The sequence below is a fragment of the Streptomyces sp. NPDC045695 genome, from assembly GCF_056432025.1.
The window spans coordinates 64,070-77,113 of record NZ_JBWKJU010000005.1 but is presented as its reverse complement, the minus strand read 5'-3'; the positions used below and the strand labels follow the sequence as shown (position 1 = coordinate 77,113).

At 73.1% G+C, this 13,044-nt stretch carries 10 protein-coding genes and 1 pseudogene; 6 read left to right on the top strand and 5 right to left on the bottom strand.

Annotated elements, in window-relative coordinates; all coding sequences use genetic code 11:
- Position 1 precedes the first annotated feature (1 nt).
- The 4 genes from AC07DU_RS11385 to AC07DU_RS11370 all read right to left on the bottom strand — a co-directional run bounded on the left by AC07DU_RS11385 (position 2) and on the right by AC07DU_RS11370 (position 4,930).
- Positions 2-2,032, bottom strand: coding sequence for a prolyl oligopeptidase family serine peptidase (locus tag AC07DU_RS11385; RefSeq protein ID WP_479110832.1), 2,031 nt, complete (start codon positions 2,030-2,032; stop codon positions 2-4).
- A gap of 13 nt (positions 2,033-2,045) precedes the next feature.
- On the bottom strand, positions 2,046-3,422 hold the full coding sequence (locus tag AC07DU_RS11380; protein WP_479027786.1) for a M20/M25/M40 family metallo-hydrolase: 1,377 nt from the start codon (positions 3,420-3,422) through the stop codon (positions 2,046-2,048).
- Between the two features lies 1 nt (position 3,423).
- Entirely contained in the window at positions 3,424-4,257 is an 834-nt protein-coding gene (locus AC07DU_RS11375; protein ID WP_479110830.1) for a M55 family metallopeptidase, read from the bottom strand.
- A gap of 229 nt (positions 4,258-4,486) precedes the next feature.
- Positions 4,487-4,930: an SRPBCC family protein gene (locus AC07DU_RS11370; RefSeq protein ID WP_479110828.1), complete on the bottom strand. Its 444-nt coding sequence runs from the start codon at positions 4,928-4,930 to the stop codon at positions 4,487-4,489.
- A 102-nt stretch (positions 4,931-5,032) separates the two neighbouring features.
- On the opposite strand from AC07DU_RS11370, the pseudogene AC07DU_RS11365 reads away from it, so the two are divergent.
- The 3 genes and pseudogenes from AC07DU_RS11365 to AC07DU_RS11355 form a co-directional block, all read left to right on the top strand.
- A pseudogene (locus AC07DU_RS11365) lies at positions 5,033-5,382 on the top strand (Rv2578c family radical SAM protein); the annotation flags it as partial.
- A gap of 112 nt (positions 5,383-5,494) precedes the next feature.
- Complete coding sequence (locus AC07DU_RS11360) at positions 5,495-7,075, top strand: alpha/beta hydrolase (protein WP_479110826.1); 1,581 nt, start codon at positions 5,495-5,497, stop codon at positions 7,073-7,075.
- A gap of 24 nt (positions 7,076-7,099) precedes the next feature.
- Positions 7,100-7,525 (top strand): RidA family protein, encoded by a 426-nt coding sequence (locus AC07DU_RS11355; RefSeq protein WP_479027793.1) that lies wholly within the window; start codon positions 7,100-7,102, stop codon positions 7,523-7,525.
- 15 nt (positions 7,526-7,540) lie between these two features.
- Here AC07DU_RS11355 and AC07DU_RS11350 read toward each other — a convergent pair whose 3' ends face one another.
- Entirely contained in the window at positions 7,541-8,098 is a 558-nt protein-coding gene (locus tag AC07DU_RS11350; protein WP_360889256.1) for an adenylosuccinate lyase, read from the bottom strand.
- 393 nt (positions 8,099-8,491) lie between these two features.
- On the opposite strand from AC07DU_RS11350, the gene AC07DU_RS11345 reads away from it, so the two are divergent.
- From AC07DU_RS11345 to ccrA, 3 genes are all read left to right on the top strand, one after another.
- Positions 8,492-10,291, top strand: coding sequence for a 3-hydroxyacyl-CoA dehydrogenase family protein (locus AC07DU_RS11345; protein WP_479110824.1), 1,800 nt, complete (start codon positions 8,492-8,494; stop codon positions 10,289-10,291).
- A 163-nt stretch (positions 10,292-10,454) separates the two neighbouring features.
- Complete coding sequence (locus AC07DU_RS11340; RefSeq protein WP_360889262.1) at positions 10,455-11,267, top strand: TetR family transcriptional regulator; 813 nt, start codon at positions 10,455-10,457, stop codon at positions 11,265-11,267.
- Positions 11,268-11,678: 411 nt separating this feature from the next.
- Entirely contained in the window at positions 11,679-13,016 is a 1,338-nt protein-coding gene (gene ccrA, locus AC07DU_RS11335) for a crotonyl-CoA carboxylase/reductase (RefSeq protein WP_360889264.1), read from the top strand.
- Positions 13,017-13,044: the final 28 nt, after the last annotated feature.

The following is a 13,044-nucleotide window of genomic DNA, read 5'->3' as shown; positions in this document are numbered from 1 at the left end:
CTCACACCTCCAGCTCCAGCCGGGGGATGTCGGTCCGCTCGATCCCGAAGACCTGGGCGTACAGGGAGAGTTCCGCCTCCAGTGCCCGGACCATCGTGTCCGCACGGCGGAAGCCGTGGCCCTCGCCCTCGAAGGCGACGTAGGCGTGCGGCACCGGCGCCTGAGGGGCCGGACGGTCCCGTAGGGCGGCCAGGAAGCGCTCCGCCTGGGCCGGCGGGCACACCGCGTCGTCCAGCCCCTGGAGCAGGACGAACGGCGCCGTGATCCGGTCGGCGCGGGCCACCGGGGAGCGCTCGCGGCCGATCACGGCGAGGGTCTGCGGCGGCCCCGCCAGGCTGTCGATGTAGCGCGATTCCAGGTCGTGGGTCTCCTCGGCGAAGCCGGTCAGGTCCAGCACCGGGTAGATGATCGCCGCGCACGCGTACAGGTCGGTGGCGGCCAGCGAGGCCGCCGCCGTCCAGCCGCCCGCGCTGCCGCCGCGGACGGCGAGCCGGGCGGGATCGGCTGTGCCCTCGGCGGCCAGCGCCCGGGCCACCGCCGCGCAGTCCTCCACGTCCACCACGCCCCACTGCCCGCGCAGCCGCTCCCGGTAGGCGCGGCCGTAGCCGGTGGAGCCGCCGTAGTTGACCTCGACCACGCCGATGCCGCGCGAGGTGAAGTACGCGATGTGCAGGTCGAGTACGGGCGGCACGTGATCGGTGGGTCCGCCGTGCGCCCACACCACGTACGGGGGCAGTTCGTCGGCGGCGGCCCGGCAGGCGGGGTGGTGCGGCGGGTAGACGTGCGCGTGGATCTCCCGGTCGTCGGGGCCGAGGAAGGTGCGGCTCTGCGGCTCGGGGTAGTACGCCGGGTCCACCGGATCCACCCCGTGCGCGCCGACGACCCGGGCGTGCCCGGTGGCGGTGTCCAGCTCGACGACCTCGTACGCGCTGCGCGGGCTGGCGGCGACCCCGTAGACCCGGGTGCCGTGCACGGCGAGCGTCGGCTGCCAGGCCGTCCACGGCCCGGCCGCGTCCACCAGGTCGCCGCTGTCCGGGTCCAGGATGCCCAGCACGGGGGCGCCCCGGCCGTGCAGGACGGCGACGAGCCCTCCCCCAGAGCCTTCGGCCTGGGAGGTGCCCCCAGGGAGCGGGGCGAGCCAGCTGAGCCCGGTCTTCCACAGCGGGCCGCCGAACTCCTCCTCGCGCGGGCACAGGTTGACGGCCTCGCCCGTGTCCGGATCCACCCGGTACGGGTTCCACCAGCCGCCGCGGTCGCTGACCGCGAGGAGGGATCCACCGGCCGTCCACTCCACCTGGGCGACGGACTCCGCAGGGCCGCCGAGCAGGGTGCGGCCCTCGGCCAGTCCCCCGTCGGCGGTGACCTCGGCCAGCTTCAGTTCGGTGCCGTCCCAGGGCATCCGGGGATGGTCCCAGACCAGCCAGGCGGCGCGCCGGCCGTCCGGGGAGAGCCGCGGCCCCGTGGTGAACCGGTGCCGGTCATCGGTCAACTCCCGTACGGCGCGCCGGTTCCCGGCCGCCGAGCCGTCCAGCGGAACGGCGGCCAGCACCCGGCGCACATCGGTCGGGGCCGGCCCGGTGAACTCCTCCAGCACGCACCAGACCTCACCGCCGCGCAGCACCGGGTCGGCCCAGCGCAGCCCGCCGCCGGTCCCCGAGACGGGGGTGAGGGGCCGCGGCGCGGCGCCCCCGGGCGCGTCCGGCGCGTACGCGTACAGCCGCTGGTCGGCGAAGTGGACGAAGACCAGCAGCGGCCCGCCGTCGGGCCGCTGCGCCGCGGCCCAGGGCCGGCCGCCGTACTCGGTGAGGCGGCTGCGCACGTTCCACGGCGCGGGCAGCACCGTGACCGCGGGTCCGCCGTCGGCGGGCAGGCGGACGAGGGTCCGGCGGCCGCCCTCGGCCGGACGGGGCTCGGTCCACCAGACCTCGGGGCCGACCGTGCCCACGTACTCGGGCCGCCCGTCGAGCGAGGCGGCGAGCGCGGCGTCGATGGGGGACGGCCAGCTTCCGTAGGGCAGGGTCGGCGCCGCCATCACCGGTTCTCCCTCACAGGGCCCGTAGGGCGCGGTCGAGGACGCGGACACCGAAGTGCAGGGCCTCGACGGGCACCCGCTCGTCCACACCGTGGAAGAGCGCCCAGTAGTCGAAGCCGGGCGGCAGCTTCAGGGGGGAGAAGCCGTAGCCGGTGATCCCGAGGCGGGAGAACTGCTTGGCGTCGGTCCCGCCCGCCATGCAGAAGGGCACCACGTGCCCGTCCGGGTCGAACCGTTCGACCGACTCGCGCAGGACGGCGAACGTCCGCCCGTCCACGGGCGCCTGGAGGGCGACCTCCCGGTGCTGGAACTCCCACCGCACGTCGGGTCCGGTGAGTTCGTCGAGGGTGGCGATGAACGCGGCCTCGCCTCCCGGAACCATCCGGCCGTCCACGTAGCCGGTGGCCTCGCCGGGGATCACGTTGAGCTTGTAACCGGCGCTGAGCATGGTGGGGTTGGCGCTGTTGCGTGCGGTCGCCTCGACGAGGACGGCGGCCGGGCCGAGCTTGGCGAGCACCGCGTCGAGGTCGAAGCCGGGCAGCCGGGGATCGACCGACAGGCCCTGAACGGCGGCGAGTTCGACGATGCAGGCGGTGACGGTGTCGGTGAGCTGGACCGGCCACTCGTACGCGCCGATCCGCGCCACGGCGGCGGCGAGCCGGCTGACGGCATTGGCCCGGTTGGGCTTGGAGCCGTGACCGGCAGTGCCGTGCGCGGTCAACTTCAGCCAGGCGGTGCCGCGTTCCCCCGCCGCGATCGGGTAGAGCGCCTGACCGCGTCCGGCGTGCACGGTGAAGGCCCCGGACTCGCTGATGCCCTCCGTGCAGCCTTCGAAGAGGTGCGGGTGCTGGTCGGCGAGGAAGCCGGAGCCGTCGACGGCGCTGTCCTCCTCGTCGGCGGTGTAGGCGATCACGATGTCCCGGCGCGGCTTCACTCCGGCGCGCGCCCAGGCCCGTACGACGGCCAAGACCATCGCGTCCATGTTCTTCATGTCGACGGCGCCTCGGCCCCAGACCACGCCGTCGCGGACCTCGCCCGAAAAGGGGTCCACGCTCCAGTCGGAGGCCTCGGCCGGGACCACGTCCAGGTGGCCGTGGACGAGGAGGGCCTCGGCGCCGGGGTCGGTCCCCTCGATCCGCGCGACCACGTTGGTGCGGCCCGGGGTGCGCTCCAGCAGGACCGGCTCCAGGCCGGCGGCGGCGAGCCGCTCGGCGACGTACTCGGCGGCGGGGCGTTCGCGGCAGTCGCCGCCGCCCCGGTTGGTGGTGTCGATCCGGATGAGGTCGGAGGTGAACTCGACGGCCTCGGCGAGGGCCGTCTCGTCAACGGCGGCGACGGCGCCGACGGCGCCGGCGCGTTCGACGGGGGCCTCGGTATTGATTGCGTGCATGTCAGCCATACTGCTCCTCCACGGCCGCCGACACGACCGTCGTGACCGCCTTGAAGGTGCGGATCCCCTCGTACATCGTCTCGCTGGTGTAGGCGACCCTGCGCTCCCCGCACCGCTCGACGCCCGGAACCACCGTGGCGGCCATGGCCAGGTGCTCGGCGTCGAACTCCAGCTCCACGGTGAAGGGGCCGCCCCGCACCGGCTCGTGCCGCACGGCCAGGGCGGTGGCCTGCTTGGCGGCGGCCCGGATGTCGGCGGCGGTGCGGGCGGGGGTCCGGCACACGGCGGCGTACCGCGAGACGTGGTCCTTGACCGCGACGGTCACCGCGTCCGGGGCGTAGCCGGCGGCGTCCGCACAGGTGAGGTCGTCGCCGGTGACCAGGATGACCGGGACCCCGCACTCGGCGACCACATGGGCGTTGAGGAGTCCCTCGCTGGCGCGCACCCCGTTGACCCAGACGCCGGTGATGGAGTTGGCGAGGTAGGTGTGGGCCAGGACGCCCTCGGAGCCTGCGCCGGCGTGATAGCCGACGAAGGCGATCCCGTCGACGTCACCGTGCTGGACGCCCTCGACCATGGAGAGGGACTTGTGGCGGCCGGTGATCATCTCGGCGCGGGCGTCGAGGTCCTCCAGCAGCAGGTTGCGCATGGTGGAGTGGGCCTCGTTGATGAGGACCTGGGCGGCGCCGCCGTCGTAGAAGCCGAGGACGGCGGCGTTGACGTCCGAGGTGAACAGCCCCCGGCAGCGCTCCCACTGCGGGGTGCCGGGCATCACGTCGGCGGGCCAGGTGACGCCGGTGGCGCCTTCCATGTCAGCGGAGATGAGGATCTTCATCGGGCCCCCGGGCGGTCGGTTGCGCGGTCGCGCGCGACGCGGGCGGCACGCACGTCGCCCAGCCTAACCGTCCGGCGCCGGGGCGGCCCGGGGCCACGCCCCGGGCGCGTCGGCGCGCACCAACGGGAGCCGACGGGGGCCTGCGGCTCACCCGGGGCGGGAAATCCACCCGATCCGGTGAGCCGCCCACGGCCCGCCTCCGGCGGCCTCCGCCGGGCAACGCCCCGGCTCAGGACTCGACTTCGGCGGCCAGGTTGGCCAGCAGGGTGTCGTAGATCCGGGCGAGTCCCTTGGGCGCGAAGGTGCGCTCGAAGAACCCGCCGATGCCGCCCGCGCCGTTCCACACGGTGGAGACCACGACCTTGGACTTGCCCTCACCGGCCGGGGTGACCAGCCAGGTGGTGACCATGGAGGAGTTGCGGTCCTTCTCCACCAGCTGTCCGTCGGTGGGCTCGGTGACCTCCAGCAGGCAGTCCCGCACGCGCTTGCTGGTGGCCTGGAGCTTCCAGTGCACCAGGGTGCCCTCGCCGTCGCCGCCTTCGCGCACTTCGTACTCGCTGAAGTGCTCGGGCAGCACCTTCCCCCGGATCCCGGTGTAGTCCGCCAGCGCGTCGAACACCGTCTCCGCGTCGGCTGCGATGATCCGCTCCGTGGTGGCCTCGACCTGCGCCATAGCTGTTCCTCCAGCAGTTGTGTCCGCGTCTCACCGCGAAGCCAACCACCTCCGGGGCGGGGGCCCAAATCCGGGTCGGACGCGGCAGCGGAGGCGGACGTCTTCCTCGGTGACGCCCCCGAGCAGCTGCGCGACACCGTCCGGGCCGTCGCCGAGTCCGGCGCCACCTCCGTGACACCCCCCGTACTCCATCTGCGGCCCGGGGCGCGCGAGTGGTTCACGGCCTGGCTGGGCGAGCACCACCCCCGCCCGTCGCACGGTACGAGCGGATGTACGCGGCCGGGTCGTACGCGCCCACCTGGTACCAGCGGCGGATCACCCGCCAAGTCCGCGAACCGGCGGCGCACTTCGGCATCGGCCCCGCCCGGCGCGGCGCCGCACGCGCCGTCGCCGCGCCCGGGCGCCCGGCCGGGCCGGTGGCGGCCGGGCCCACCCCGCTCACCCTGTGGTGACCTCGGACGGCCCCTGAACGGTCATCACATCGGGCCAATGGACGGCGCAATCCCGCCTTCCGGGCGCGGTTTCCGGGACGATTCCGCCCAGAACCCTCGGCTGGGAGGCCCCATGCTGCACCCCTTGAAGAAGCGCGCCGCCGTCCTGCTGGCGATCTCCACCGTCGCCGCCGCCCTCGCGGGCCCGGTCACCGCCGCCCCGGCGGCCTCGGCGGCCCCGCCCGCTCCGGCACCGAAGCAGGCCCCGCTGCGCTGGACCGGCTGCGCGACCCCCCGCTACACCACGCTGCAGTGCGCGTCCCTCAAGGTGCCCCTCGACCACGACCGGCCCGACGGACGTCAGATCACCCTCGCCCTGACCCGGGTCCCCCACACCGCCGCCACCTCCCAGGGCCCGCTGCTGGTCAACCCCGGCGGCCCGGGCGGCAGCGGTCGCAGTCTGGCCGGTTTCATCGCCTCCGCCCTCCCCAAGGACGTGGCCGGCCAGTACGACGTGATCGGCTTCGATCCCCGGGGCGTCGGCAAGAGCGAGCCGGCCCTCGACTGCGCGCCCGGCCACTTCGCCCCCGTCCGGCCGGACTCCGTACCCGTCGACGAGGCGACCGAGCAGGCCAACCTGGACCGGGTCCGCTCCTTCGCCGAGTCCTGCCAGAGCAAGCACGCGGACGTGCTCCCGCACATCGGCACGGTGTCGGCCGCCCGGGACATCGAGGTGCTGCGCGCGGCCCTCGGCGCGGAGCGGATCAGTTACTTCGGCTACTCCTACGGCACCTACCTGGGCGCGGTGTACGCCAAGCTCCACCCGGGCCGGGTCCACCGGCTCGTCCTGGACTCCGTGGTCGACCCGAACGGCGTCTGGTACGAGGACAACCTCGCCCAGGACAAGGCCTTCGACGCCCGTCACAAGGCCTTCCTGGCCTGGGTGGCGGAGCACGACGCCACCTACAAGCTCGGCACCGACCCCGAGGCGGTGGAGGAGCGCTGGTACGCGATGCGGGACGCGCTGCGCACGACGCCGGCGGGCGGCAAGGTGGGCGCGGCCGAGCTGGAGGACACCTTCATGCCCGGCGGCTACTACAACGGCTACTGGCCGAACCTCGCCGAGGCGTTCGCCGCGTACGCGGTGGGCAGGGACGCGAAGCCGCTGGTGGCGGCGTACGAGCGGTTCGGCGCGGTGGAGCCCTCCGCGGGCAACGGCTACAGCGTCTACACGGCGGTGCAGTGCCGGGACTCGGCCTGGCCGAAGGACTGGAACCAATGGCGCGCGGACATGTGGAGCACGCACGCCGCCGCGCCCTTCATGACCTGGAACAACGCCTGGTACAACGCTCCGTGCGCGTTCTGGCCGACGGAGCCGCTCCAGGCCCCGGACGTGACCAACGCGGAGCTCCCGCCCGCCCTCCTGCTCCAGGCGACGGAGGACGCGGCGACCCCGTTCCGGGGGGCGCTCAGCATGCAGGACAAGCTGAAGGGCTCGGCCCTGGTGGTCGAGGAGGGCGGCGGCAACCACGGCATCGCGCTGAGCGGGAACAAGTGCCTGGACGAGAAGGTGGCGGCGTACCTGAGGACGGGGCAGGCCGCGGACGCCACGTGCACCGCGCAGGCGCCCCCGAAGCCGACCACGGTGACACGCGCCGTCCCGTCCTCCGCGGGCGGCGCGGCCCTGCACGGTCTGCTGGGCTTCCGCGGCTGATCTTCACCGGGCAGGATCATGCCCATGACCACCACGCCTGAACGCAGCCACCTGACCCGCGTGCACGCCCCCCAGGGCGTCAGTCCCGGGACCGGATACAGCCACGTCGTCTGGGGCACCGGACGGTTCGTCGCCGTATCCGGTCAGTGCGCCTTCGACGAGAAGGGCGAGGTGGTCGGTGAGGGCGACGCCGCCGCCCAGGCCCGGCAGGTGTTCGAGAACCTGCGCCGGTGCCTGGCGGCGGCCGGGGCCACCTTCGACGACGTCGTGAAGCTGACCTACTTCGTCACCGACGTGGCCCACCTGCCGGCGGTACGGGCGGCCCGCGACGCCGTCATCCCCGCGGACCGGCTGCCGGCCTCCTCGGCGGTCCAGGTCGCGGCCCTCTTCCGCCCCGAGCTCCTGCTGGAGGTGGAGGCCTTCGCGGTCCTCCCGGCCGAACCGGCCTGACCCGGGTCCGCCGGGTCAGCCGGGCGGCAGCCCGCGCAGGGCGGCCGTCGCCGCCACCGCGAGGCGGGGGTGGGACTGGGCGCGCACGAGCAGCTCGCGGGCGCGGGGGTCGGCGAGGGCGCCGAGGCCCTCGACGCAGGCCAGGGCCACCCGCCAGTAGGGATCGTTCGGGGACAGCAGCCGCGCGAGGGTGGCGAGCAGGGCCGGTACGGACTCCGGGGCGCGCAGCGCGGTGAGCAGCCGGACGGGCTGGAGTGCGTAGGCCGTGCGCAGGGCGTTGGTGGCGAGGGCCGCCGCCGCGCGGGCGGTGCGGGGGTCGTCCAGTACGGCCAGTGCCTCGGCGGCGGCCGCGCAGCGCGGCGGGTCGCGGTGGTTGAGGAGCAGCACCAGGGACTCGAAGGCGCGGCGGTCTCCGGCGAGGCCCAGCCGGTAGGCGGCCAGCTCGCGGGCCCACAGGGGCAGCCCGGCCGAGGTCAGGGAGGCCGCCAGTTCGTCGGGGCCGGCCGCGCGCAGCGCCTCGTACGCGGGCGACTGCCCGGCCTCCGCCCGAAGGCGTTCCAGCACGTCGTTCACCCGGCCACCCTAGGGGGACGCGAGGGGCGCCGTGCCGGGTTCTCCCGGATGGGTAGCGGCGCCGGTTGATCGATGATCGATGATCGGTACATTTGGGCGGTACAGGTCACATCTCCGCGCTCTGGCGCAGCAGTTACCAGCGAGTTACTGTCCTTACAACACGTACGAGGGCGGCCTGGTGACGCAGCCGCCTCGTGCCGGTCGGTTCGTTTGTGCACGGCGCCCCCCGGGACAGGGTCGCGCCGCTTCCACCCGCTGGGTCACTCCCTGGGTGCTCTCCCCCTCCGGGCCCTCTCTCCGGGCTCTTCACCGCACGGCTCTGTCGTACGGCATCAGCGCGCGCCGTGCGCCGCGCGCTCCCCAGTCGTCACCCTCTCCCACTGGAGTCCCTCGATGGACCGTCAGTCCAGTCAGCCCTCCCTCCAGACCATCGCCGTCGTCGGACTCGGCACGATGGGCACCGGCATCGCCGAGGTCCTCGCCCGGGCCGGCCGCGAGGTCATCGGCATCGACATCAGCCAGACCGCCGCCCGCCGGGCCGCGGACTCCCTCGCCGCGGCGACCGCGCGCTCCGTCACCAAGGAGCGGCTCACCGAGCAGGAGCGGACCGACGTCCTCGCCCGCTTCCGCACCTACACCGACCTGGGCGCCGCCGCCGAGGCCGATCTCGTCATCGAGGTCGTGCCGGAGTCGTACGAGCTCAAGCAGCAGGTGTTCCGCGAGCTCGACGCGATCGTGCGGCCCGACACGATCCTGGCCACCGGAACGAACGCCCTGTCGGTGACGCGGCTCGCCGCCGAGTCGCAGCGCCCGGAGCGCGTGGTGGGTCTGCACTTCTTCAACCCGGTCCCGGCGATGAAGCTGGTCGAGGTCGCCTCCAGCGTCCTGACCGCCCCGACGGCCGTGGAGACGGTCACCGAGCTGGCCCGCGAGCTCGGCAAGGAGCCCGTCCCGGTCGGCGACCGGCCCGGTTTCGTCGCCGACGGCCTGCTCTTCGGCTACCTCAACCAGGCCGCCGCCATGTACGAGGCGCGGTACGCCTCCCGCGAGGACATCGACGCGGCGATGCGGCTCGGCTGCGGTCTGCCCATGGGCCCGCTGGCCCTGCTCGACCTGATCGGCGTGGACACCGCCCGCACCGTCCTGGAGGCGATGTACACCTCCTCCGGCGACCGTCTGCACGCCCCGGCCCCGATCCTGGGACAGCTCGCCGAGGCGGGCCTGACCGGGCAGAAGGCCGGCCGCGGCTTCTACACGTACGAGGCCGCGGGCAGCTCCACGGTCGTCCGCGACGCGCAGACCCCGGCGGACGGCGCCCGGCTCGGCGAGGGCCGCCCCGTCAGCTCGGTCGGCGTGGCCGGCTCGGGCACCATGGCGAGCGGGATCGCCCAGGTCTTCGCGCAGGCCGGGTTCGACGTGGTGCTGGCCGCCCGCAGTCAGGGGAAGGCGGAGGCCGCGAAGGCCGCCATCGGCAAGTCCTTGGGCCGTGCGGTGTCCAAGGGCCGGCTGACGCAGGACGGCGCCGCGCAGACCCTGGACCGGATCACCCCGGCCGGTTCGCTGGACGCCTTCTCCGACGTGGACCTGGCCGTTGAGGCCGTCGCCGAGGACCTCGCGGTCAAGCAGGAGCTGTTCGCGGCCCTGGACAAGGTCTGCAAGCCGGGTGCGGTGCTGGCCACCACCACCTCCTCGCTGCCGGTGATCGCAATCGCCCGCGTGACCTCGCGCCCGCAGGACGTGATCGGCATGCACTTCTTCAACCCGGCTCCCGCGATGAAGCTGGTCGAGGTGGTCCGTACGGTCCTGACCGCCGACGACGTGCACGCCACGGTCCGCGAGATCTGCACGAAGGTGCGCAAGCACCCGGTGGACTGCGGGGACCGTGCCGGTTTCATCGTGAACGCGCTGCTGTTCCCGTACCTCAACAACGCGATCAAGATGGTCGAGCAGCACTACGCCGGCATCGACCAGATCGACGCGGCGATGAAGCTGGGCGGCGGCTACCCGATGGGGCCGTTCGAGCTCCTCGACGTGGTCGGCCTCGATGTCTCGCTGGCCATCGAGAAGGTCCTCCACAAGGAGTTCCGCGACCCGGGCCTGGCCCCGTCCCCGCTGCTGGAGCACCTGGTGGCGGCGGGCTGCCTGGGCCGGAAGACCGGCCGCGGATTCCGTGAGTACGCCGCCCGCCGGTAATCGGTCGGGCCACGAGCCGGATGCGTGGGGAGGGCTGCTCGGGTCCGCCGGACCCTCACGGCGGACTAACCCTCCCGAGCCCAGTGCGGGCTCTCCCCCGCATCCATCCCCCTCCCACCCCCCGCAGGCGCGCTCCCCTGCACGAATGAAGTACTTTCGCTCTATGTCCCAGCCCGCCAAGACCTCGCCCCGCACCGCCACGGCCTCCGAGACCCCGGACAGCCCGGCCGGCACCAAGGCGGCCGCGCAGCGGCTCAAAATGCGCCGCGAGCTCGCCGCCGCGGCCATGGAGCTCTTCGCGACCAAGGGGTACGAGGCGACGACGGTCGACGAGATCGCCGCGACGGCGGGGGTGGCGCGCCGGACCTTCTTCAGGCACTTCCGGTCCAAGGAAGAGGCGATCTTCCCGGACCACGACGACACCCTGACCCGCGCCGAGGCCGTCCTGGACGTGGCCCCGGCGCACGAGCACCCGCTCGACACGGTGTGCCGCGGGATCAAGGAAGTCATGAAGATGTACGCGGCCTCGCCCGCGGTGTCGGTGGAGCGTTACCGGCTGACCCGCGAGGTGCCGGCGCTGCGGGAGCGGGAGATCGCCTCGGTGGCCCGGTACGAGCGGCTGTTCACCCGCTACCTGCTGGCCCACTTCGACGAGACCGACCACCACGACGGCAACGACGACCCGCTGCTGGCCGAGGTGGCCGCCTCGGCCGTGGTCACCGCCCACAACCACGTGCTGCGGCGCTGGCTGCGGGCCGGCGGCCAGGGCGACGTGGAGGCGCAGCTGGACCACGCCTTCTCGATCGTGCGCAACACCTTCGGCACGGGGATCGGCGCGGGCCGCACCCTCACGACGGCGCCGGCCGCGCCGGCCGCGGTGCGTACGCAGGGCGAGGTGCTCGTGGCGGTGGCCCGCACCGACGCTCCGCTGGACGAGGTCATGCGGACCATCGAAGAGGCACTGCGCGGCACGTAGTCCCGCGCAGCGAGACACGTAGCGACACACGAAGCGGTTCGCGTCACAGCGGCCACTCCTGGTACCGGGGGTGGCCGCTTTCGTTTGTCCGGCTTGCCCCTACTCACGGGTAACTCTGATCGATCATCGCTCATCCGCGCAGGTCAATCGGCAAATGAGAGAAAGTTTTGGCACGCGGTGCCTTGCCGGGTGACACGGGGTGCCATACGTTGATTCTCGTCCGGACGTCCCCGCGACCCACGCCCACACGGCACGGAACGCGCCCCGGATTGCCTGCGTCACCAGGCACCGCACGCTGCACCGAGCGTCGCCCCGCACCACCGCACCGCCGGACCGACGGCACACCCCACCCGCTCCACGCACCCCGTTCACCTCAGCGCACCCTCATCAGCGCTAGCCGGAGGCTCTACCGTGAAGGACATCCTGGACGCGATTCAGTCGCAGTCCGCCACCGCCGCAGACTTCGCAGCCCTGCCGCTGCCCGACTCGTACCGCGCGATCACCGTGCACAAGGACGAGGCGGAGATGTTCGCGGGGCTGACGACACGCGAGAAGGACCCGCGCAAGTCCCTCCACCTGGACCAGGTCCCGGTGCCGGAGCTCGGCCCGGGCGAGGCCCTGGTGGCCGTCATGGCCTCGTCGGTCAACTACAACTCCGTGTGGACCTCGATCTTCGAGCCGGTGTCCACCTTCAGCTTCCTGGAGCGCTACGGGCGCCTGTCCGAGCTCACCAAGCGCCACGACCTCCCGTACCACGTCATCGGCTCCGACCTCGCGGGCGTCGTGCTGCGCACCGGCCCCGGCGTCAACGCCTGGAAGCCGGGCGACGAGGTCGTCGCGCACTGCCTCTCGGTCGAGCTGGAGTCCTCCGACGGCCACAACGACACGATGCTCGACCCCGAGCAGCGCATCTGGGGCTTCGAGACCAACTTCGGCGGCCTGGCGGAGATCGCGCTCGTCAAGTCCAACCAGCTGATGCCGAAGCCCGGCCACCTGAGCTGGGAGGAGGCCGCCTCCCCCGGTCTGGTCAACTCCACGGCCTACCGCCAGCTGGTCTCCCGCAACGGCGCCGGCATGAAGCAGGGCGACAACGTCCTGATCTGGGGCGCCAGCGGCGGCCTGGGCTCCTACGCCACCCAGTTCGCCCTGGCCGGCGGCGCCAACCCGATCTGCGTGGTCTCCAGCCCCGAGAAGGCGGACATCTGCCGGGCCATGGGCGCGGAGGCGGTCATCGACCGCAACGCCGAGGGCTACAAGTTCTGGAAGGACGAGCACACCCAGGACCCGAAGGAGTGGAAGCGCTTCGGCAAGCGCATCCGCGAGCTGACCGGCGGCGAGGACATCGACATCGTCTTCGAGCACCCCGGCCGCGAGACCTTCGGCGCCTCGGTCTACGTCACCCGCAAGGGCGGCACGATCACCACCTGCGCCTCGACCTCGGGCTACATGCACGAGTACGACAACCGCTACCTGTGGATGTCGCTCAAGCGGATCATCGGCTCGCACTTCGCCAACTACCGCGAGGCGTGGGAGGCCAACCGCCTGATCGCCAAGGGCAAGATCCACCCCACCCTGTCGAAGGTCTACTCCCTGGAGGAGACCGGCCAGGCCGCCTACGACGTCCACCGCAACCTCCACCAGGGCAAGGTCGGCGTCCTCGCGCTGGCCCCCGAGGAGGGCCTGGGCGTGCGCGACCACGAGCTGCGCGCGACGCACCTCGACGCCATCAACCGCTTCCGCAACGTCTGAGACGCCTCAAAGGCCAAAGGGACAGCCT

What these genes read in the sequence shown, in the direction of transcription:
- AC07DU_RS11385 (WP_479110832.1), bottom strand. Translation starts at nt 2,032, where the DNA reads ATGGCGGCGCCGACCCTGCCCTACGGAAGCTGGCCGTCCCCCATCGAC.
- AC07DU_RS11380 (WP_479027786.1), bottom strand. Translation starts at nt 3,422, where the DNA reads ATGCACGCAATCAATACCGAGGCCCCCGTCGAACGCGCCGGCGCCGTC.
- AC07DU_RS11375 (WP_479110830.1), bottom strand. Translation starts at nt 4,257, where the DNA reads ATGAAGATCCTCATCTCCGCTGACATGGAAGGCGCCACCGGCGTCACC.
- AC07DU_RS11370 (WP_479110828.1), bottom strand. Translation starts at nt 4,930, where the DNA reads ATGGCGCAGGTCGAGGCCACCACGGAGCGGATCATCGCAGCCGACGCG.
- AC07DU_RS11360 (WP_479110826.1), top strand. Translation starts at nt 5,495, where the DNA reads ATGCTGCACCCCTTGAAGAAGCGCGCCGCCGTCCTGCTGGCGATCTCC.
- AC07DU_RS11355 (WP_479027793.1), top strand. Translation starts at nt 7,100, where the DNA reads ATGACCACCACGCCTGAACGCAGCCACCTGACCCGCGTGCACGCCCCC.
- AC07DU_RS11345 (WP_479110824.1), top strand. Translation starts at nt 8,492, where the DNA reads ATGGACCGTCAGTCCAGTCAGCCCTCCCTCCAGACCATCGCCGTCGTC.
- AC07DU_RS11340 (WP_360889262.1), top strand. Translation starts at nt 10,455, where the DNA reads ATGTCCCAGCCCGCCAAGACCTCGCCCCGCACCGCCACGGCCTCCGAG.